Consider the following 20,519-nt stretch of genomic DNA (forward strand, 5'->3'; position numbering starts at 1 on the left):
GGGTCGCTAGGGTGACCGGGTGAGCGTGTTCCGGATCAGCGAGGCCGCCGAGTTGCTCGGAGTCAGCGCCGACACCGTACGGCGCTGGGTGGACGCCGGCCGGCTGCCCGCCCGGCGGGACGCCCACGGCCACCGGCTCGTCGACGGCGTGGACCTGGCCGGCTTCGTCCACGCCCAGTCCGCCGCCCCCGACGAGGGGGCCGAGTTCTCCTCGGCCCGCAACCGGCTACGCGGGATCGTCACCGCCGTCGTCCGGGACACCGTGATGGCCCAGGTCGACATCCAGGCCGGGCCGTTCCGGATCGTCTCCCTGATGAGCCGCGAGGCCGTCGACGAACTGGACCTGCGGGTCGGCTCGGTGGCCGTCGCCGTGATCAAGTCGACCACCGTCGTGGTGGAGCGTCCCGCGCCCACCGGCCCCACCAGGACAAGGACCGACCCGTGACCCGCCGCGCCGTAGTCGTCCCCCTCGTCGCGGCCCTCCTCGCCCTGGCCGGATGCGCGGACGGGACCACCGCACCGGCCGCCGACGGTGGGCCGCGCGGCACGCTGACCGTCTTCGCCGCCGCGTCGCTGACCGAGTCGTTCACCACCCTCGGCCGGCGGTTCGAGGCCGAGCATCCGGGCACGACGGTCACCTTCAACTTCGCCGGTAGCTCCGCCCTGGCCACCCAGATCACCCAGGGCGCGCCCGCCGACGTGTTCGCCTCGGCCGCCCCGAGGAACATGGCCACCGTCACCGACGCCGGTCACGCCGCCGACGCCCCCACCGTCTTCGCCCGCAACCAGCTCGTCATCGCCGTGCCGCAGGGCAATCCGCAGCGCCTCACCGGCCTGGCCGACCTGACCCGGCCGGGGTTGAAGGTCGCGCTGTGCGCCGCCCAGGTGCCGTGCGGGGCGGCGGCGAGCACCGCCCTGGACGCGGCCGGCGTACGGGTCACCCCGGTCACCCTCGAACAGGACGTCAGGGGGGCACTGGCCAAGGTGAAACTCGGCGAGGTCGACGCGGCGCTGGTCTACCGCACCGACGCCCGCGCGGCCGACCGGGAGGTCGACGGCATCGAGTTCCCCGAGTCCGCCCGCGCCGCCAACGACTACCCGATCGTGGTGCTCACCGACGCGCCGAACCCCACCGCCGCCCGCGCCTTCGTCGCGCTGGTCCGGTCCGCACCCGGCCGGGCCGTCCTCACCGACGCCGGATTCCAGCCACCGGCAGGCCGGTGACCGCGTCCACCCGCCGACGCGGCACCGGTCAACGGGTGCCGGTCGCACTGCTCGTACCGGCCGCCGTGGGGTTGCTGTTCCTGGTGCTGCCGCTGGGCGGGCTGCTGCTGCGCGCCCCGTGGACGTCGCTGGGACCGCGCCTCACCGCGCCCGGGATGCTCACCGCGCTGCGGCTGTCGGTGCAGTGCGCCACCCTCGCCACGCTGCTCTGCCTGGCGCTGGGCGTACCCCTGGCGTGGCTGCTGGCCCGGGTGGAGTTCCCCGGCCGGCGGCTGGTCCGGGCGCTGGTCACCGTGCCGCTGGTGCTGCCACCGGTGGTCGGCGGGGTGGCGCTGCTGCTGGTCTTCGGCCGGCGCGGGCCGGTCGGCGGCTGGCTGGACGCCACCTTCGGTGTCACGCTGCCGTTCACCACCACCGGCGTGGTGCTCGCCGAGGCGTTCGTGGCGATGCCGTTCCTGATCATCGCGGTGGAGGGGGCGCTGCGCGGCGTCGACCACCGCTACGAGGAGGCCGCAGCCACCCTGGGCGCGGGCCGGTGGACCACCTTCACCCGGGTCACCCTGCCGCTGGTCGGCCCCGGGGTCGCCGCCGGGGCGGTGCTGTGCTGGGCCCGCGCGCTCGGCGAGTTCGGCGCGACCATCACCTTCGCCGGCAACTATCCGGGCCGTACCCAGACCATGCCGCTCGCGGTATACCTGGCCCTGGAGACCGACCTGGAGGCCGCCGTGGTGCTCAGTCTGGTGCTGCTCACCGTCTCGGTGGTGATCCTCGCCGGACTGCGCGACAGATGGATCAGCGGCCCGTGACACCGCCGCTGCTCGACGGGCACCTGGTCGTCGACCGGGCCGGGTTCCGGCTCGACGTCCGGCTGCACGTCGCCGCCGGGGAGGTGGTCGCGCTGCTCGGGCCGAACGGCGCCGGCAAGACCACCGCGCTGCGCGTCCTCGCCGGGCTGCATCCGCTCGGCGCCGGACGGCTGCGCCTCGACTCGACGGTGCTGGACCAGCCGGACGCGCGGCGGTTCGTCCGGCCGGAGCGCCGACCGGTCGGCGTGGTGTTCCAGGACTACCTGCTCTTCCCGCACCTGACCGCCCGGGACAACGTCGCGTTCGGTCCCCGCCGGCAGGGCCTGCCCCGGCGGGCCGCCCGGGCGCGGGCCGACCGGTGGCTGGACCGGGTGGGCCTGGCCGGGTACGCCGGGCGGCGGCCCCGGCAGCTCTCCGGCGGGCAGGCCCAGCGGGTCGCCCTGGCCCGCGCGCTCGCCGTCCACCCGACCCTGCTGCTGCTCGACGAGCCGCTGGCCGCGCTCGACGCCCGCACCCGGCTGGACACCCGCGCCGAACTGCACCGTCACCTCACCGACCACGCCGGGGCGGCCGTGCTGGTCACCCACGACCCGCTGGACGCCCTGGCGCTGGCCGACCGGCTGGTCGTCGTCGAGGACGGCCGGGTGGTCCAGGAGGGCGACCCGGCCACGGTCACCCGCCGGCCGCGCACCGACTACGTCGCCCGGCTGGTCGGGCTGAACCTGCACCGGGGCCGGGCCGACGGGCGGCGGGTCCGGCTCGCCGAAGGGTTGGCCGTGCCGACCGCCGACCGGCTCGACGGCGACGCCTTCGTGGTCTTCGCGCCCACCGCCGTGAGGCTGCACCCGCACCGCCCCGACGGCACCACCCGGCACGGCTGGCCGGCCACCGTCGCCGGGGTGCACCGGCACGGCGACCACCTGCGGGTGCAGCTCACCGGGGCGCTCGACACCGTCGCCGACGTCACCCCCGCCGTCGCCGCCGGCCTGCGGCTGCTCCCCGGGCAGCAGGTCTGGGCGAGCGTCGCGGCCGACGACACCCGGGCGTACCCGGTCGGGCCCTGACCGCCGGGCCGGCGGTCACCTCGGGACCGGCGGGCCGTCGGCGGGTCGGGGCGGCTCCGGCTGGAAGACGTCAGGCACGCCGTCGCGGTCCAGGTCGACGCTCTCGGCCTCGTGGACCCGCCGGTAAACCCGGCTGCGGACGCGCAGGACGACGCTGGCCAGCAGCGCCGACAGCAGCGAACCGGCGAGCACCGCCACCTTGGCGTGGTCGTCACGGGCGCTGCCCAGGCCGAACGCCAGCTCCCCGATCAGCAGTGAGACGGTGAAGCCGATCCCGCCGAGCAGCGCGAGCCCGAACGCGTCGAGCCAGTTGAGACCCTCGTCGGGGTCGACCCGGGTGAACCGGGACACCAGCCAGGTCGCGGTCAGGATGCCGATCGGCTTGCCGACGACCAGGCCCACGGCGATGCCCACCGCCACCCGGTCGGTCAACGCGGTGGCCAGCCCGGCGAACCCGCCGACGGTGACCCCGGCGGAGAGGAACGCGAACACCGGCACGGCGATGCCGGCGGAGACCGGCCGCACCCGGTGCTCGAAGTGCTCGGCCAGGCCGGGGCCGGCGTCCGGGCCGCCGGCCGCCGCGCTGCGGACCACCGGCACGGTGAAGGCGAGCAGGACGCCGGCCACGGTGGCGTGCACCCCCGACTCGTGCACCAGCACCCAGGTGAGGGCGGCGAACGGCAGCAGCAGCCACCACGACCGGATGCGGCGCTGCACCAGGATCCCGAACGCGGCGAGCGGCAGCAGCGCGCCCAGCAGCGGGGCGACGGACAGGTCCGCGGTGTAGAAGACCGCGATGATCATGATGGCGAGCAGGTCGTCGACCACCGCCAGGGTGAGCAGGAAGGTCCGCAACGCCGACGGCAGGAAACGGCCCACCACGGCGAGCACCGCCAGGGCGAATGCGATGTCGGTGGCGGTCGGGATGGCCCAGCCCCGCCCGGCGTCGCCCCCCGCTCCAGCGGCGATCAGGTAGTACAGCACCGCCGGCGCTATCACCCCGCCGACGGCCGCCGCCACCGGCACCGCCGCCCGTCGGGGATCGCGCAGGTCGCCGGCGACGAACTCGCGCTTGAGTTCCAGGCCGGCGACGAAGAAGAACACCGCCAGCAGACCGTCGGCGGCCCAGGTCGCCAGGCTGAGGTCCAGGTGCCACGACGCCGGGCCGACGGTGGTGTCCCGTAATGCCTGGTACGCCCCCGACCAGGGGGAATTCGACCAGATCAGCGCCATGAGCGCCCCGACGAGCAGGAGCGCCCCGCCGACGGTCTCCTTGCGGAGAATGCTGGAGATGCGGCTGGTCTCGCCCCACGAGCGGCGGGCGAACAGGCTGGTACGGCGCCGGTCGGCGTCGGTCACGGAAACTCCTCGTCGGCAGGGGTCGCGTCATCGACCGCCGACCAGACTTCCCGGCACACCTGGGGCAACCCTATCCGGTACGGCGGCCGGCCGCCGGGTCAGCGCTGGCCGGCGGCGGCCCGGCGGACCAGCCGTCGGGCCTCGTCGCGTGGCACCCCGGTGGCCCGCAGCAGGTCGTTGGCGACCGTCCGGAGCTGGGACACGACGATGGTGCCGGAGAAGCCGACCTCCTGCCGGCAGGCGGCACCGGCGGCCCGGACGGCGTCGAGCACCCGTTCCCGGGCACGCACCGGCTCGCGGGTGCCGAGAAACTCCCCGCGCAGCAGCCGGACCGCCTCCCCGAGATCGGCCACGGCGACCGGCAACCCGGCCGGCACCGGCTCGTCGTCCCGCAGCGCGGAGCCGATCCGGCGGACCAGCGAACGGCTGTTGCGGAACGCCCGGTCCAGGTGGTCGGCGCCGTGCCGGTAGGCGGCCAGCGCCCGGCGTCGCCGCCAGCGCACCGGGGAGAACCGGACCACCTCGTCGGCGGCCTCGATCACCTCACCGAGCCGACGCAGTTCCGGCTCGGCGTCACGCATCCGGTCCAGGACCCCCTCGGCGGCGTCCGCGTCCCGACCCGCGAGGGCGCGTCCGGAGGCGGTCAGGTCCCGGGCGAACAGCTCCAGCGCCGGGCCGGCCACCCGGCGCACGGTGCGCAGCGGATGCAGCGGGGCCAGCACGAGCACCACGAACAGACCCACCGCGCCGCCGATCAGCGCGTTGAGCGTGCGGGGCAGTTCCAGGTCCGGCGCGGTCGGGGTGAGCGTGGCGATCAGCACCGCCGTACCGCCGGCCTGGGTCACCAGCGCGCCGGTGCCCCGGACCAGCACCGCGACGGTGATCGCCAGGAAGACGATCACGCCGGTCTGCCAGGGACCGGTGCCGACCAGCAGGATGAGCAGGTCACCGACGAGGATGCCGAGCACCACCCCGACGACCAGTTCGACGGTACGCCGGGCCCGGTTGCCCAACGCCGCCGCGATCACACCGACGGCGGCGGCCGGGGCGAAGGTCGGCTCCGCGTTGCCCAGCACCTCCCGGGCCAGCACCCAGGCCAGCGCCGCCGCCAGCCCGGCCTGCACCGCGACGATCAGGTACGTCTGCAACCGGCGGTGCGAGTCCCGCCCGACGGCGCAGATCCGGTCGCCGAGCCGGGTCGCCGCCGACCGCCCGTCGGCCACCCGGCCCGTCTGACCCATGGGCCCGGTTACCCGGGACGGCCCCCGACGAACCCGCCCGCTCAGGCCGGGTACGCCATCGTGGCGGCCAGCGCCAGCGCACCGGGCAGCCGGGTGTCCTGACGCAGGAACTGCACCACCACCGGCACCGGCGAGCGCAGCAGGCAGCCGTACGGGCGGTCGAGGGGGACCGCCTGCGGATCGATCAGGTCGTTGAGGCGTACGTGCCGGATCCGGCGGGCGGCCACGGTGATCCGGTACGGCCCGACCGGTTCGGTGTCCTCGTAGTAGAGATCGAACTCGACGTCGGCGTCGGTGGGCGTGGCGTTGAGCACGCAGAGCTGGTCGAAGCCGGTGAACTGCGGCTCCTCCCCGCTGCCCGGGAACGGGATGTGCCCGCCCGGCACCACCCACACCCGCGCCCCCACCTGCGGTGTCACACCGGCTCCAGCAGCCGGGCCAGGTCCGGGGTGAGGAACACCCCGTCCGGGTCGAGCCGGCGGCGGGCCGCCCGGAAGTCGTCCCACCGGGGGTAGAGCGGGCGCAGCTCGTGGGCGGTCAGCCAGTGCTTCTTGCCCCAGTGCGGCCGGCCACCGTACTGGCGGAACACCGCCTCCATGTCCCGGAAGTACTCCTCGTGGGGCAGGCCGGTGTTCTGTAGGCAGGCGATGGTGGTGGTGGGCCGGCCGTGGGCGTTGCTCAGCCAGATGTCGTCGGCGGCGACGGTGCGCACCAGCACCCGCCAGGCGACCGTCCGCCGGTGCCGGGCCATGATCCGGCGGCGTACCTCGGCGAAGCAGGCCGGGAACGCCTCCGACGGCAGCATGTACTCGATCTCCTCGAAACGCAGCGCCCGGTCCCGGGGGATGGTCCGGTGGGTGGGCCCCACCTCGTTCTCCCGGGGCCGTGCCGGTGCGGTGCCGGCGGTGTCCCACACCCCCTGCTCCACAGGCGGCCGGTCGGCCCGGTTCATGGTGCGCACCTGGGTCCGGTCGCTGCGCGGATACCAGTAGAAGTCCATGTTGCGGTTGGTGTGCTGCAACTCGGCCAGGTGGTCGAGGGTCCAGTCGAGCGGGGCGCACCAGGTGCGGCGGCGCAGGTCGTAGCGGGGCTGCACGTCCAGGGTCAGCCGGGTCACCACCCCCAGCGCGCCGAGCGACAGCCGCACCGCCGGCAGCAGCTCGGGGTGCCGGTCGGCGTCGACGTCCAGCACCTCCCCGGTGCCGGTGACCAGCCGCGCCCCGACGACCTGGGTGCTGAGGTTGCCGAAGCCCAGGCCGGTGCCGTGGGTGCCGGTCGCGGTGGCCCCGGCGATCGACTGGTAGTCGACGTCGCCCAGGTTGTCCATGGCCAGCCCGGCGTCGTAGAGCCCCTCCCCCAGCGCCCGCAGCTTCGTGCCGCCCAGCACGGTCGCCCGGTCGCCGTCCTCGGCCAGCACGCCGGCCAGCCGGTCCAGGCTGAGCAGCACACCGTCGGTGCGCACCAGCGGGCTCGACGAGTGGCCGGAGCCGACCGGACGGACCGTCGTGCCGGTCTCCCGGGCCCGCCGCACCAGCCGGCACACCTCGGCCTCGTCGGCCGGGTGGGCGTGTCGGGCCGGGGTGAAGGTGAGGCTGCCGGACCAGTTGACGAACGCGTCTGCCACCGCACCGCCTCCTGCCGCCGGGCCCCGCGCTTACCCGGCGTCCGGGCGGCTACACGCCGGCCCCCACCCGCTCCCGGCCGGGCGTCGACCCGGCCGGGGACGGAGGCGGATCAGAGGGTACGGGCCAGCCGGTCGGCGAGCAGCCGGGCGAACCGGGCCGGGTCGGCCAGGTCACCGCCCTCGGCGAGCAGCGCCGTGCCGTAGAGCAGCTCGGCGGTCTCGGTGAGCGCCGCGCTGTCGTCGCCCCGCTGGTGGGCGACGCGCAGGCCGGTGACCAGCGGGTGGGTCGGGTTGAGTTCGAGGATGCGCTTGACCGGGGGCAGTTCCTGCCCCATCGCCCGGTACATCTTCTCCAGGGTCGGGGTGATGTCGTGCGCGTCGCCGACGATGCACGCGGGCGAGGTGGTCAGCCGGGACGAGAGCCGAACCTCCTTGACCGTGTCGGCGAGCGCCCCGCCGAGGAAGGTGAGCAGCTCGGCGTACTCCTTGTTCTGCTGTTCCCGGGCTACCTCGGTGTCCTTGCGCTCCTGCTCGGTCTCCAGGTCGACCTGGCCCTTGGCGATGGAGCGCAGCGGCTTACCGTCGAACTGGCCGACCCGTTCCACCCACACCTCGTCGACCGGGTCGGTGAGCAGCAGCACCTCGAAGCCCTTGGCCCGGAACGCCTCCAGGTGCGGCGAGTTCTCCAGCATGGTGCGGTTCTCGCCGGTGGCGTAGTAGATCTCGGTCTGGCCGTCCTTCATCCGCTCCACGTACCCGCCCAGCGTGGTGGGCTCGGTGTCGTGGTGGGTGGAGGCCACCGACAGCAGGTCGAGGATGGTCTCGGTGTTGTCCGGGTCCTCCAGCAGACCCTCCTTGACCACCCGGCCGAACTCGCCCCAGAAGGTGGCGAACCGCTCCGGGTTGCCGGTGCGCATGTCCTTGACCGTGGCGAGCACCTTGCGGACCAGCCGGCGGCGGACGATCTGGATCTGCCGGTCCTGCTGCAGGATCTCCCGGGAGATGTTCAGCGACAGGTCGTGCGCGTCCACCACGCCCTTGACGAACCGCAGGTAGTTCGGCATCAGCGCGGCGCAGTCGTCCATCACGAACACCCGCTTGACGTACAGCTGCACCCCGCGCCGGCCGTCGGCCTGGTAGAGGTCGTACGGCGCGTGCGCGGGCAGGAACAGCAGCGCCTCGTACTCGAAGGTGCCCTCCCCGCGCATGTGGATGGTCTCCAGCGGGTCGGTCCAGTCGTGGCTGACGTGCCGGTAGAAGTCGCGGTACTCCTCCTCGGCGACCTCGTCGCGCGGGCGCGCCCAGAGCGCCTTGCGGGAGTTGAGGGTCTCCTCGGTGGGTTCGCCGCCGTCGACGCCCGGCACGGTGGTGCGGATCGGCCAGGCGATGAAGTCCGAGTACCGCTTGACGATCTGCCGGATCGTGGCGAGGTCGGCGTAGTCGTGCAGGTTGTCCTCGTCGTCGGCGGGCTTGAGGTGCACGGTGACGGAGGTGCCCTGCGGGGCGTCGTCGACGGTCTCCACCACGTACGTGCCCTCGCCGCTGGACTCCCAGCGGGTGCCCTCGGCCTCCCCGGCCCGGCGGGTGAGCAGGGTGACCCGGTCGGCGACCATGAACGTCGAGTAGAACCCGACGCCGAACTGGCCGATCAGCTCGCCACCGGCGGTCTCCTTGGACTCCTTGAGCTTGCGCAGCAGCTCGGCGGTGCCGGAGCGGGCGATGGTGCCGATCAGCGAGACGACGTCCTCGCGGGACATGCCGACGCCGTTGTCCCGGACGGTCAGGGTCCGGGCCTGCGGGTCGGCCACCAGCTCGATGTGCAGGTCGGAGGTGTCCACGTCGAGGTCGGAGTCGACCAGCGACTCCAGCCGGAGCTTGTCCAACGCGTCGGAGGCGTTGGAGATCAGCTCGCGCAGGAAGACGTCCTTGTGCGAGTAGATGGAATGCACCATCAGTTGCAGCAGCTGGCGTGTCTCCGCCTGGAACTCCAGCGTCTCGGTCCGACTGCTCACACCAACCTCCTCGTACGGCGGGCCAGATCCGCGCAACAGGATACGAGGTGCCGTGGCGGCCCGGTCACGCCCGGTCGTGGTCCCGACGAACCAGCAGGCAGGCCTGCGGGGTGCGTTCGGTGGCACCGTCGAACTCCTGCGCGGCCCGGCACATCCGGGCCCGTTCCGTCAGCCCGACGGCGTGCAGCAGCGCCGCGACGTGGTCGGGTCGACGGCGACGGAACGCCAGCGAGACCGGTTCGCCCCACGCCTCGGTGTAGCGCACCGTCTCGTCGCCGACCTGGAAGGCGAGCAGGGCGTGCCCGCCGGGGGCGAGGACCCGGTGGAACTCGGCGAACACCCGGGGCAGCCACTCGTCGGGCACGTGGATGACGCTGTACCAGGCGACCAGCCCGGCCAGCACGCCGTCGGCCACCGGCAGGTCCAGCATGGACGCCTCGACCAGGCGCAGGTCGGGGTGGGCCAGCCGGCCCTGCGCCAGCATCCCCGGGGACAGGTCGAGCCCGGTGACGGCCAGCCCGAGGTCGCGCAGGTGACAGGTGATCCGGCCGGGGCCGCAGCCGACCTCCAGCACCGGTCCGCCCCCGCAGGTCAGCACGGTCTCGGCGAACGCGGCGAGCATGGCCCGGTCGACCGGGCGGGCGGCGAGTTCGGTCCGGAACCGGGTGGCGTACCCGGCGGCCATGGTGTCGTAGGAGGCGCGGGTCTCGGCGAGGAAGTCGGCGTCGGTCACGGCCGGGGACCCTACCGGCCGGACGGCTGCGCCGGGGGTCAGCGGGTGGTCGTCGGGCGGGTCACGTCGTGCACGTGGTGCACCACGTCGTGCAGGAAGTAGACGGCGAAGCGGCGCACGGTGAACACCGAACCGTTGCTGCGCCGGCCCGGCCGGTCCCAATGCGCGGCCGTGACGGCGTCGAACGCGGCGGCGGTCGACTCGGCCTGCGCGGCGAGTTCCCCGGCCACCCGGGACGGCGCCTGGTGGAAGTAGTCGTCCTCGACGGCGGTGGCGTCCTGGTCCCAGTTGGGAAAGACCGGGTCGTCCTCGTCGAGCATCAGCGCCAGCCGACCCCGGAAGATCCGGCAGGCGTCCCGCACGTGGCAGGCGTACTCCACCGGCGACCAGACGGTCGGCGTGGGCCGCCGGGTCGCGTCGGGCCGGGAGAGCACCTCCCGCCAGACCGGGACGGTGGCGCGCAGCCGGCCCCCGGTGGCGTCGGCCCGCTGCGGCACGAAGCCGCACTCGGCGCACCCGTCGTCGATGACGCCTGTCCAGTCCCGGTCCTCCGGCGTGATCGCCGCCCACTCCGACATGCGGCGATCCTGCCACGCAGGTGACGGGCCGGCACCGGCGGTAGGGTGTACGCCGCTGGCAGATCCGGGCGGGGGTGGTCGTGGTGTCGCGGGACGCGGAGCGTAGGCCCGTCGCCGTCAACAGGAAGGCGCGGCACGACTACACCGTGCTGAAGACGTACGAGGCGGGCATCGTGCTGGCCGGCACCGAGGTGAAGTCGCTGCGCGAGGGGCGGGTGTCGCTTGTCGACGCGTTCGCCCAGGAGAGCGACGGCGAGATCATGCTGCACGGCCTGCACATCGCCGAGTACGGCTACGGCACCTGGACCAACCACCAGCCCCGGCGGACCCGTAAGCTGCTGCTGCACCGGGTGGAGATCGCCCGCATCCTGGAGAAGCTGCGCGACCCCGGGATCACCCTGGTGCCGCTGTCGATGTACTTCAGCAACGGCTGGGCGAAGGTGGAGGTCGGGCTGGCCCGGGGCCGCCGCTCGTACGACAAGCGTCAGGTGCTCGCCGAACGCGACGCCAACCGGGAGATCGCCCGGGAACTGGGCCGCCGGCTCAAGGGCCGGCGACCGGCCGGCGAGGGCCGCCGCCCGGGCTGACCACGGTCGACGCGTGGCGTCGGTTCAGCCGGGGGCGTCGTCCGCTGCGGCGGTGTCGGCGGTGCCCGGGGCACCCGCCAGCACGATCGCGGCGGCCACGGTGGTCAGGGTGGCCAGGACCGCCCACGGCAGCCAGCCGGGACGTACCCCGTCGCCGAGCAGCAGCACCCCGGCGACCGACGGGACGACGATCTCGACCGCCCAGAGCACGGCGGTGACCGGCCCGACCTGCCCGTGCCGCAGCGCGTGCGCGTAGAGGACCGTCCCGGCCACCCCGGAGACGACCAGGCCCCAGGTGACCGGCTCCCGCAGCAGGGCCCAGGCCGCCGCGCCCGGGTGGCCCCACGGGTCGGCTGGTGGGGTGAGCGCCCGCGCGCACAGCGCGGTGATTCCCCAGGCGAGACCGGCCAGGGTGGCGGCGACGATCGGCCGGGCGACCCGCAGGGCGGCGGCTGCGGCGACGGCGGTCAGCACCGCCGCGCCGGCCAGGCCGACCCGGAGCGCCGTCGACGCGGTGACGGGTGGTTCGGGGCCGGCGGCAAGCGAGATGACGGTGAGGGCGGCGACGGTGAGCAGGATCGCCCCGGTGTCCCGGCGGCGCAGTCGCGCGCCGAGCACGATCCGGGCGACGACCACGGTGACGGCCAGCGAGCCGGCGGTGACCGACTGGACCGCGTACACGGGCAGTTTCTGGAGGGCGACCAGGGAGGCGAGCCAGGCCAGCGTGTCGCAGCCCAGGCCGACGAGGTAGAGCGGATGGCCGAGGGCCCGCAGGGTGCTGGCCCCGCGTCGGGCCCCGACGGCCTGGAGGACCGAGCCGACGCCGTAGCCGAAGGCCGCGCCGAGGGCGAAGGTCAGGGCGAGGCCGGCCGTCACGGCCCGCCCCCGGCTCCCGGCCCGGTGGACGCCACCGGGCCGGCTGCGGTGGTCACCGCCGGCTCGGTCATCGGCACCGCCTCTGTTCCTGGTCCCGGCCGGGTCCGCGTCAGCCGTCGCTCCGTCGCATTCTCCCCGGCGCGTCCGCGCCCCGCAGCGCGTCGCCACCCCGGCGCGCTGCCACAGTTTCACAAGACTTCTTGTACTTCATGTCTTGTGCTTCTAGGGTGAGCGCATGACGGAGGAAACCACCAGGCACCTCACCGACCCCCGGGCGATGCGCGCGCTGGCCCACCCGACCCGGCTGCGGCTGCTCGGCGAGCTGCGGGTGCGGGGCCCACGCACCGTCGGCATGCTCAGCGACGCCATCGACGAGGCGGTCGGGTCGGTCAGCTACCACCTGGGCAAGCTGGCCGAGCACGGCTTCGTCGAGGAGGCCCCCGAGCACGCCCGAGACCGCCGGGAACGCTGGTGGCGGGCGACGCACGCGCGGACGTCCTGGGAGCCGGTCGAGGCGCTCGCCGACCCGGAGCGGCGGGCCGCCTCCGACCTGCTGCGCCGCGCCGTCCTCGACCGGTATGCCGAACGCCTCGGCCACTACCTCGACGTCGAGGCGACCCTCGAGCCGCAGTGGGTGCGCGGCACCGCCAGCAGCGACTCCTCGCTGCACCTGACCAGCGACGAGTTGATCGAGCTGCGGGCCGACCTGGAGGCGCTGGCCGCCCGCTGGCGGGACCGTAGCGACCCGGACCGGCCCGGGGCCGCCTCCGTGTCGTTGATCTACCACGCCTTCCGGGACCCGCGGTGACGCCGCCGCGCCGCCGCGCTCCCCTGGTCGGCCTGCTGGTCGGTCACGCCGTCTCGCTCACCGGCAACATGCTCACCCTGATCGCGCTGCCGCTGTACGTGCTCGCCACGACCGGCTCGCCCTCCGCCACCGGCCTGACCGGCGCGGTCGCCACCGTGCCGGTGGTGCTCGGCGGCGCCCTCGGCGGGGTGCTGGTGGACCGGATCGGCTACCGGCGGGCCAGCGTCCTGGCCGACGTGGTCTCCGGGCTGACCGTGGCGGCCGTGCCGTTGCTCGACGCCACCGTCGGCCTGCCGTTCTGGGCCCTGCTCGGGCTGGTTTTCGCCAGCGGCCTGCTCGACACCCCGGGGCAGACCGCCCGCAACGCGCTGCTGCCGGAGGCGGCCACCGCCGCCGGGGCGCCGCTGGAGCGGGCCGTCGGCTGGTACGAGGCGACCGAACGCGGTGCCCGGCTGGTCGGCGCGCCGGTGGCCGGGCTGCTCGTGACCGCCCTCGGCGCGCTCCCGGTGCTGGCCGTGGACGCCGCCACCTTCGCGGTCTCGGCGCTGGTCGTGGCGCTGCTGGTGCCCCGGTCGCTGCGCCCGGCCGAGTCGACCGGGCCGACCGGCGGCGGCTACTGGCGGGACTTCGCCGCCGGGGTGCGCTTCCTGGCCCGGGAACCGCTGCTGCGGGCGGTGGTGCTGCTGGTGCTGGTGACCAACTTCTTCGACGCGACCAAGAGCAGCGTGCTGCTGCCGGTGGTGGCCGACCGGGAACTCGGCGGGGCCACCGCGTTCGGCCTACTGGTCGGGGCGATGGGCGGCGGCGCGCTGGTCGGGTCGCTGCTGTTCAGCGCGGTCGGCCACCGCCTGCCCCGCCGGGCGACCCTCGTCACCGCGTTCGCGCTGGCCGGTGCGCCGCCCTTCTGGGTGTTGGCCGCCGCGCCGCCGCTGCCCTGGGTGGTCGTGGTCTTCGCCGGGGCGGGCTTCGCCGCCGGCGCGATCAATCCGCTGCTCGGCGCGGTCGAGTTGGAACGGGTGCCGGCCCACCTGCGGGCCCGGGTGTTCGGGGTGATCGGGGCGGGCTGCTGGGCCGGCATCCCACTGGGCGCGCTCGCCGCCGGGGTGGCCGTCGACAGCTTCGGCACCACGCCCACCCTGCTCACCGTGGGCGGCTGCTACCTGCTGGTGGTGCTCACCCCGCTACTCGGCGGCCCCTGGCGCACACTGGACCGCCCAGTCACCCCCGACCGCCCGGCACAAACCCCCACCCCGGTCAGTTGACCATCTCCCGCCCCCGCACCGGCCCCCCGCCCCCTCCCCCGCCCTCCGGCCCCCGGTCCCTGGCTCCGGCCTCTGTTCTCGGTGATCAAGAGGTTTGCGTCAGCTTCGATCTTCAAGTTGACGCAAACCTCTTGATCAATTGACGCAAACTTCTTGATCACCGAGGCGAGGTGGGCCGGGGCCAGGGTGGGATGGGGTGGGGATGGGCGGGACCAGGGCGCGGCGCGTCTGGCGGTGGGCGTGCCGGCGCGGTGCGGGTGGGGACCGACCCGGGCGTCGGGCCGGAGACAGGCCGGGGCGGGAGGCAGGTCGGGCAGGAGGTGGGTCGGGTCGGGGTCAGTCGCGGCGCAGGGCGGCGTGGGCGGCGCGGAGCCGGTCGACGGCCGGGTCGGTGCCGGGTGGGACGTGCCGGTCCAGCTCGGCCCAGACCTCGGCGAGGGCGTCGGTCACGGCCCGCAACTCGGCGGCGTGCCGCAGGGCGCCCTGCCGGTGCGACTCCTCCAGCCGGCGGGCCCAACCCGCCGTCACCGTGGCGAGGCGTTCACCGTCGGCGCGGGCCTGGGCGGCGCTGCGGGCGGCGGGGGCCGGCACGATCGCGGCGACCGGCCGGGGGTCGCCGTCGCGGGTGACCAGGGTGACCGTGTCGGTCAGCTCGGCCATCGCGATCAGCTGGGTCAGCCGGGTACGCAGCTCGCGCAGCGGCACGGAACAGGGTCGACCACTGTGGTGGGACAGCGCGGGGGCAGCCATGCCCCCCATGGTCGGACCCGGGTATGACATTTACCGTCATGACGGTCCGGGTGGGGTGGACCAGGCGTCCACCCCACCCGGGTCGGTCAGCTCACCTGCAACGTCACGTCGTCGATGACGAAGCTGGTCTGCAACGAGGCATCCTCGGTGCCGGTGAACTTCAGGGTCACCGTCTGCCCTGCGTACGCGCCCACGTCGAACGAGCGCAGGGTGTAGCCGCTGGCCTTGTTCAGGTTCGAGTACGTCGCCAGCGTGGTGCTGCCGACCTGGACCACCAGCTTGTCGTACGCGACGGTGGTGGTCCGCTCGGTGGTGTCGATGTGCAGGTAGAAGGCGAGGGTGTAGGAGGAGCAGCCGGCCGGCACGGTCACCGACTGGGACAGCGTGTCGGTGCTGGTGCTGCCGGTGCCGTTGAGCCACGCCTTGTAGGAGCCGGTGCGGGCCGGCTGGCTGGACGAGTTGGTGATGACGCCGGAGGTGGCCGTCCACGGGCTGGTGCCCGACTCGAAGCCGCCGTTGCCGACGACCTGCCCGCCGGTGCAGCTCCCGGTGCCGCCGGTGACGGTCAGGGTGTAGCTGGCCGTCCGGGTGGCCGAGCCGGTGCCGGTCACGGTCAGCGTGTAGGTGCCGAGGGTGGCGCTCGACGACGCGCTGACCGTCATGGTGGCCGAGCCGCCGGAGGTGACCGACGACGGGCTGAACGAGACGCTCACGCCGCTGGGCGCACCGGAGGCCGACAGCGTGACGGTCTGGGCGCTGCCGCTGGTGGTGGCGGTGCTGACCGTGGCGGTGGTGGAGCCGCCCCGGGCGACGCCACCGGCGGTCGGGCTGACCGCGACCGAGAAGTCGTTGGTCGGGGTGCCGCCGCCGACCGCGAGGTCCCAGATGGCGTACGCGACGCCGTCGGCGCTGCGGTTGAGCCCGGTGGCGTTGATGTTGCTGGTGGTGTCGCAGGACGAGTGGTAGCACGGGTCGTACGCGGCGTTGGCGGTGCCGCCCCACTTGCTGGCCTGGGAGCTGGTCTTGCGGGCGCTGGCCCCCATCGCGTAGCCCGAGGTGGGGATGCCGGCCTGCTGGAACGAGTAGTCGTCGGAGCGGCCCTGGCCCTCGGTGTTCTCCTCCGGCGACAGCCCGAGGGAGTCCCAGTATGCCTTGAGCGGCGCGGCGGTGGTGGAGGTGACCCGGTTGATGAAGTAGCCGCCGTTGGTCGAGGCGACCATGTCGAAGTTGTAGTAGCCCTTGATGTAGCCCTTCTGGGCGGTGGTCAGCGAGTTGACGTAGAACTTCGAGCCCTGTAGGCCCTGCTCCTCGCCGTTCCACCAGGCGAACCGGACCCGCTTGGTCATGGTCGGGTTCTGCTGGGCCAGCACCAGGGCGTTCTCCAGCAGCACCGCCGAGCCGGAGCCGTTGTCGTTGATGCCCGGCCCGGCGGCGACGCCGTCGAGGTGCGCGCCGAACATGACGACGTCGGTGCTCGGGCCCTGCGGCCACTCGGCGATCACGTTGTTGCCCTGGTAGGTGCAGCTAGTGCAGGTCTGCTCGGTGACCGTGTAGCCGGCGGCCTGGAGCTTGGACTTCACGTAGGCGACCGAGGCGGTGTAGCCGGCCGAGCCGGCCCGCCGGTTGCCGCCGTTGCTGGTGGCGATGCTCTGGAACTGGGCCAGGTGCGCCTGGACGTTGCTGACCGAGACGTCCGGGGCGGCGAGCGCGGCGACGGCCGGCGCGGCGGTGGCCGGCCGGGCGGTCGGGGTGGCCGAGGCCGGTGGCGCGGCCAGGGCGAGCGTCACCGCGGTGACGGCGGCGATCGCCAGGGTTCTGCGCTTCATGCGAGCTCCTCATGGGGGTCGGCGGGGCGTCCGCCCGGGCGTCACCGTCCCGTGTGCCGGAGTCGGCATGGGGGTGCACGGGTCCCGCGACCCGGGGGTGGGGTCGCGCCGGAGACGCCGGGGAAGGAAACACTGACATGTATCAATCTCCGGGTCAATCGGTCGGACGGTGTCACATTCCCGGGCGACGCCGGGAAGACCGCCGGGAGTCGGCCGCGGCGACGTCGGCGCGGGGTGTAGACAACGCGCGTATACGCGATGTGTATAGTCACCCGCATGTCCATCGGCCAGACCTTCCTCGGCCTGCTGGAGGCGACCCCCCGGCACGGCTACGACATCAAACGGCGCTACGACGAACACTTCGGCCACTCCCGCCCGGTCGCTTACGGCCAGGTCTACGCGACCCTGTCCCGGCTGCTGCGCGGCGGCCTGGTGGAGGTGGAGGCGGTCGAGCCCGGCGAGGGCCCCGACCGCAAGCGGTACGCCATCACCGAGGCGGGCGTCGCCGACGTGGCGCAGTGGCTGGCCCGCCCGGAACAGCCCGAGCCCTACCTGCAGAGCGTCCTCTACACCAAGGTGGTGCTCGCCCTGCTCACCGGCCGCGCGGCGGCCGAACTGCTCGACGTGCAGCGTGCCGAGCACCTGCGGCTGATGCGGGAGCTGACCCGGCGCAAGCGCGGCGGCGACCTCGCCGAGCAGTTGATCTGCGATCACGCCCTGTTCCACCTGGAGGCCGACCTGCGCTGGCTGGAACTGACCACCGCCCGGCTCGACGAGCTGGCCGCGCGGGTGCGCGCATGAGCGCCCCGCTGCTGGTCGCCGAGGGCCTGCACCGCCGCTTCGGCGAGACGGTCGCGCTGGTCGACGCCGCGCTGCGCATCGACGAGGGCGAGGTGGTCGCGGTGCTCGGGTCGTCCGGGTCCGGCAAGTCCACCCTGCTGCACTGCCTGGCCGGGATCGTCCGCCCCGACCGGGGCCGGGTCGTCTTCGACGGCCGGGACCTGGTGACGATGAGCGACGCCCAGCGCAGCGCCCTGCGCCGGGAGCAGTTCGGGTTCGTCTTCCAGTTCGGCCAGCTGGTGCCCGAGCTGACCTGCCTGGAGAACGTCGCCCTGCCGCTGCGGCTGGCCCGCGTCCCCCGCCGCGAGGCCGAACAGCGGGCCGGGCAGTGGCTGGAACGGCTGGAGGTCACCGAGGTGGTCGGCAAGCGCCCCGGCGAGGTCTCCGGCGGCCAGGGCCAGCGTGTCGCGGTGGCCCGTGCGCTGGTCACCCGCCCCCGGGTGATCTTCGCCGACGAGCCGACGGGCGCGCTGGACTCGCTCAACGGCGAACGGGTCATGCGGCTGCTCACCGAGGCCGCCCGGGACACCGGGGCGGCGGTGGTCCTGGTCACCCACGAGGCGCGGGTGGCCGCGTACTCCGACCGGGAGGTCGTGGTGCGCGACGGGCGGACCCGGAACCTGGAGGTCGCGGCGTGACCGGCCGGGGCGTGCTCGCGGACCTGGCGATGGGCGCCCGGATGGCCGTCACCGGCGGTCGGGAGGGCTGGACGCGGGCGCTGCTCACCGCCGTCGGCGTCGGCATCGGGGTGGCCATGCTGCTGCTGGCCACCGCCGTGCCCGGGGCGCTCGACGCCCGGCAGGCGCGCGGCGACGCCCGCGACGACCTGCGGCTGGGCGAACAGGTGGCGGCCGGGCCCGGCACCCTGCTGGTCCACCCGGTGGACAACGAGTTCCGGGGCACGCCGGTCCGGGGCCGGCTGCTGCGGCCGGAGGGACCGGCCGCGCCCGTCCCGCCGGGGCTGACCGCCCTGCCCGCCCCCGGCGAGGTGGTCGTCTCCCCCGCCCTGCGCCGGCTGCTCGACTCCTCCGACGGCCCGCTGTTCGCTCCCCGGCTGGGCGGCGCGCGGGTCACCGGCACCATCGCCGACGAGGGCCTCGCCGGCCCCAACGAACTGGCCTACTACCAGGGCGACGACCGGCTGACCGACACGCGCGGGGCGACCCGGCTGGACAGCTTCGGCGGCGGGCTGCCCGGCGAGGGCCTGGGCCCGGTCCTGATGCTGCTGGTGGCGGTCATCTTCGTGGTGCTGCTGCTGCCCATCGCGGTGTTCCTCGGTTCCGCCGTGCGCTACGGCGGTGAACGGCGCGACCGGCGGCTCGCCGCGCTGCGCCTGGTCGGCGCGGACACCACCATGGTCCGGCGGATCGCCGCCGGGGAGGCCGCCGCCGGCGCCCTGCTCGGGGTCGCCGTCGGCATCGGGTTCCTGCTCGCCGGCCGCCAACTGGTCCCGCTGGTCACCCTCTACGACATCAGCGTGTACGCCTCCGACATCCGGCCGCCCACCGTACTGCTGCTGGCGGTCGTGCTGGCGGTGCCGGCGCTGGCCGTACTGGTGGCGATGCTGGCTCTGCGCGCGGTGGTGGTGGAGCCGCTCGGGGTGACCCGGCGCGGCACCCCGGTCCGCCGCCGGCTCTGGTGGCGGCTGCTGCTGCCCGCCGCCGGCCTGGCCCTGCTCCTGCCCGTGGCCGGCCTACGCGACTCCGACGGCGGGGTCACCCGGTGGCTGGTGCCGGCCGGGGCGGTGCTGCTGCTGATCGGCACGGTCACCGTGCTGCCCTGGCTGACCGACCTGCTGGTACGGCGGCTGCGCGGCGGTCCGGTGTCCTGGCAGCTCGCGGTCCGCCGGGTGCAGCTGGACAGCGCCACCTCCGCCCGGCTGGTCAACGGCATCGCGGTCGCCGTCGCCGGCACCATCGGCCTGCAGATGCTCTTCGCCGGGATCGCCGGGGACTTCACCACCGCCAGCGGGCAGGACACCTCCCGGGCGCAGGTGCAGGTGCAGTTCCAGAACCAACCGGACCTGGCCGGGGTGCTGCGGCAGTTCGGCGGGGCCGAGGGGGTGACAGCCGTGACCGGCACCCTCAGCGCCGGGGCCAACGCCGGCTCGCCGGACGGCCCACCGGTGGACGTCCGGGTCGGCGACTGCGCCGCGCTGGCCGAGTTCGCCCACCTCGACCGGTGCGCGGACGGGGACACGTTCCTGGTGTCCGATCCGCGTGACCCGGCGGTCGTCCCCGCCGGCACGGTGCTGACCGTCGAGGACGGGTCACGGTGGCGGGTGCCGACGACGGCGCGGCCCGCGCAGGCCCGGCCCGACCCGGCCGGCTGGATGCAGAACGCGGTGCTGGTCACTCCCGGCGCGGTCGGCTCGCGGGTCCTCGGTCCGCTGCGCACGACCGTCTACCTCCAGCTCGACCAGGCCGACCCCGACGCGGTCGAACACGTCCGCAACGCCGCCGCCGCGATCGACCTGGCCACTCCCGTGTCCGTGCTGTCCTCGACCATCGAGTCGCCCCGGTTCGCCGACATCCGGCGTGGCCTGGCCATCGGCACGGTCGTCACGCTGGTGCTGATCGCCACCAGCATGCTGGTCGGCACGCTGGAGCAGTTGCGGGAACGCCGCCGGCTGCTGGCCATGCTGGTGGCGGTGGGCACCCGACGCAGCACCCTCGGCTGGTCCGTGCTGTGGCAGACCGCCCTGCCGGTCGGGGTAGGGCTGGTGCTGGCCGTCGTCTTCGGGCTCGGCCTCGGCGCGGCCCTGCTGCGGATGGTGCAGGCCCCGGTCTCGGTCGCCTGGCCGGTGGTCGGCTTCTCCGTCGGGCTCGGCGCGCTGACCGTCCTGGCGATCACCGGGCTGAGCCTGCCCCTGCTGTGGCGGCTCACCCGCGCCGACGGGCTGCGCACCGAGTGACCTTCCGGTCCGGGT

20 protein-coding genes are annotated in these 20,519 nt (G+C 74.5%); 10 read left to right on the top strand and 10 right to left on the bottom strand.

The annotated features are described in order from the left end of the window. Positions 1–19 precede the first annotated feature (19 nt). From Q2K16_RS05160 to Q2K16_RS05175, 4 genes are read left to right on the top strand one after another with little or no spacing between them, the layout of a single operon-like run. Positions 20–445, top strand: coding sequence for a TOBE domain-containing protein (locus Q2K16_RS05160; protein WP_302743864.1), 426 nt, complete (start codon positions 20–22; stop codon positions 443–445). Then, entirely contained in the window at positions 442–1,224 is a 783-nt protein-coding gene (gene modA, locus Q2K16_RS05165) for a molybdate ABC transporter substrate-binding protein (RefSeq protein ID WP_489671851.1), read from the top strand. Before Q2K16_RS05160 ends, modA begins: the two co-directional genes overlap by 4 nt. Then, complete coding sequence (locus tag Q2K16_RS05170) at positions 1,200–2,030, top strand: ABC transporter permease (RefSeq protein ID WP_489671901.1); 831 nt, start codon at positions 1,200–1,202, stop codon at positions 2,028–2,030. Before modA ends, Q2K16_RS05170 begins: the two co-directional genes overlap by 25 nt. Continuing rightward, positions 2,012–3,094, top strand: a complete 1,083-nt coding sequence (locus Q2K16_RS05175; protein ID WP_302743866.1) for an ABC transporter ATP-binding protein — start codon at positions 2,012–2,014, stop codon at positions 3,092–3,094. Before Q2K16_RS05170 ends, Q2K16_RS05175 begins: the two co-directional genes overlap by 19 nt. 15 nt (positions 3,095–3,109) lie before the next feature. On the opposite strand, the gene nhaA is transcribed toward Q2K16_RS05175, so the two are convergent. The 7 genes from nhaA to Q2K16_RS05210 form a co-directional block, all read right to left on the bottom strand. Further along, positions 3,110–4,453, bottom strand: coding sequence for a Na+/H+ antiporter NhaA (nhaA, locus tag Q2K16_RS05180; protein ID WP_302743868.1), 1,344 nt, complete (start codon positions 4,451–4,453; stop codon positions 3,110–3,112). Positions 4,454–4,551: 98 nt separating this feature from the next. Further along, complete coding sequence (locus Q2K16_RS05185; protein WP_302743869.1) at positions 4,552–5,694, bottom strand: FUSC family protein; 1,143 nt, start codon at positions 5,692–5,694, stop codon at positions 4,552–4,554. Between the two features lie 41 nt (positions 5,695–5,735). Continuing rightward, entirely contained in the window at positions 5,736–6,113 is a 378-nt protein-coding gene (locus Q2K16_RS05190; RefSeq protein ID WP_302743870.1) for a sensory rhodopsin transducer, read from the bottom strand. Next, entirely contained in the window at positions 6,110–7,318 is a 1,209-nt protein-coding gene (locus tag Q2K16_RS05195) for a D-arabinono-1,4-lactone oxidase (RefSeq protein ID WP_302743871.1), read from the bottom strand. Before Q2K16_RS05195 ends, Q2K16_RS05190 begins: the two co-directional genes overlap by 4 nt. Positions 7,319–7,428: 110 nt before the next feature. Continuing rightward, entirely contained in the window at positions 7,429–9,330 is a 1,902-nt protein-coding gene (gene htpG / locus Q2K16_RS05200) for a molecular chaperone HtpG (RefSeq protein WP_302743872.1), read from the bottom strand. Positions 9,331–9,394: 64 nt separating this feature from the next. Beyond that, positions 9,395–10,063, bottom strand: a complete 669-nt coding sequence (locus tag Q2K16_RS05205) for a class I SAM-dependent DNA methyltransferase (RefSeq protein ID WP_302743873.1) — start codon at positions 10,061–10,063, stop codon at positions 9,395–9,397. A 38-nt stretch (positions 10,064–10,101) separates the two neighbouring features. Continuing rightward, the gene (locus Q2K16_RS05210; RefSeq protein ID WP_302743875.1) at positions 10,102–10,641 is read right to left on the bottom strand and encodes a DinB family protein; all 540 of its coding nucleotides are present in this window, start codon (positions 10,639–10,641) and stop codon (positions 10,102–10,104) included. 83 nt (positions 10,642–10,724) lie between these two features. Between Q2K16_RS05210 and smpB the strand changes: the two genes are divergently transcribed. Then, positions 10,725–11,228, top strand: a complete 504-nt coding sequence (gene smpB, locus Q2K16_RS05215; RefSeq protein WP_302743876.1) for an SsrA-binding protein SmpB — start codon at positions 10,725–10,727, stop codon at positions 11,226–11,228. 24 nt (positions 11,229–11,252) lie between these two features. On the opposite strand, the gene Q2K16_RS05220 is transcribed toward smpB, so the two are convergent. Next, positions 11,253–12,104: a DMT family protein gene (locus Q2K16_RS05220; RefSeq protein ID WP_302743877.1), complete on the bottom strand. Its 852-nt coding sequence runs from the start codon at positions 12,102–12,104 to the stop codon at positions 11,253–11,255. Positions 12,105–12,339: 235 nt separating this feature from the next. Between Q2K16_RS05220 and Q2K16_RS05225 the strand changes: the two genes are divergently transcribed. Together Q2K16_RS05225 and Q2K16_RS05230 are read left to right on the top strand one after the other, a co-directional pair. Beyond that, a complete protein-coding gene (locus Q2K16_RS05225) occupies positions 12,340–12,912 on the top strand; it encodes a winged helix-turn-helix domain-containing protein (RefSeq protein ID WP_302743878.1) in 573 nt (190 codons plus the stop codon). Further along, positions 12,909–14,174, top strand: coding sequence for an MFS transporter (locus Q2K16_RS05230; protein ID WP_302743879.1), 1,266 nt, complete (start codon positions 12,909–12,911; stop codon positions 14,172–14,174). Before Q2K16_RS05225 ends, Q2K16_RS05230 begins: the two co-directional genes overlap by 4 nt. Before the next feature lie 336 nt (positions 14,175–14,510). On the opposite strand, the gene Q2K16_RS05235 is transcribed toward Q2K16_RS05230, so the two are convergent. Beyond that, a complete protein-coding gene (locus tag Q2K16_RS05235; RefSeq protein WP_302743880.1) occupies positions 14,511–14,924 on the bottom strand; it encodes a type II toxin-antitoxin system Phd/YefM family antitoxin in 414 nt (137 codons plus the stop codon). Between the two features lie 86 nt (positions 14,925–15,010). Then, the gene (locus Q2K16_RS05240) at positions 15,011–16,750 is read right to left on the bottom strand and encodes a M28 family peptidase (RefSeq protein ID WP_302743881.1); all 1,740 of its coding nucleotides are present in this window, start codon (positions 16,748–16,750) and stop codon (positions 15,011–15,013) included. Positions 16,751–17,026: 276 nt separating this feature from the next. On the opposite strand from Q2K16_RS05240, the gene Q2K16_RS05245 reads away from it, so the two are divergent. The 3 genes from Q2K16_RS05245 to Q2K16_RS05255 are packed head-to-tail and all read left to right on the top strand — an operon-like array spanning position 17,027 to position 20,504. Beyond that, positions 17,027–17,551, top strand: a complete 525-nt coding sequence (locus Q2K16_RS05245; protein WP_302743882.1) for a PadR family transcriptional regulator — start codon at positions 17,027–17,029, stop codon at positions 17,549–17,551. Then, a complete protein-coding gene (locus Q2K16_RS05250) occupies positions 17,548–18,228 on the top strand; it encodes an ABC transporter ATP-binding protein (protein ID WP_302743883.1) in 681 nt (226 codons plus the stop codon). Before Q2K16_RS05245 ends, Q2K16_RS05250 begins: the two co-directional genes overlap by 4 nt. Further along, positions 18,225–20,504 (top strand): ABC transporter permease, encoded by a 2,280-nt coding sequence (locus tag Q2K16_RS05255; protein WP_302743884.1) that lies wholly within the window; start codon positions 18,225–18,227, stop codon positions 20,502–20,504. The genes Q2K16_RS05250 and Q2K16_RS05255 overlap by 4 nt, the downstream gene beginning before the upstream one ends. The last annotated feature ends 15 nt before the right edge of the window (positions 20,505–20,519 follow it).

The organism is Micromonospora cynarisoli, from assembly GCF_030518815.1.
In the GTDB taxonomy this organism is placed as follows: Bacteria; Actinomycetota; Actinomycetes; order Mycobacteriales; family Micromonosporaceae; genus Micromonospora; species Micromonospora wenchangensis.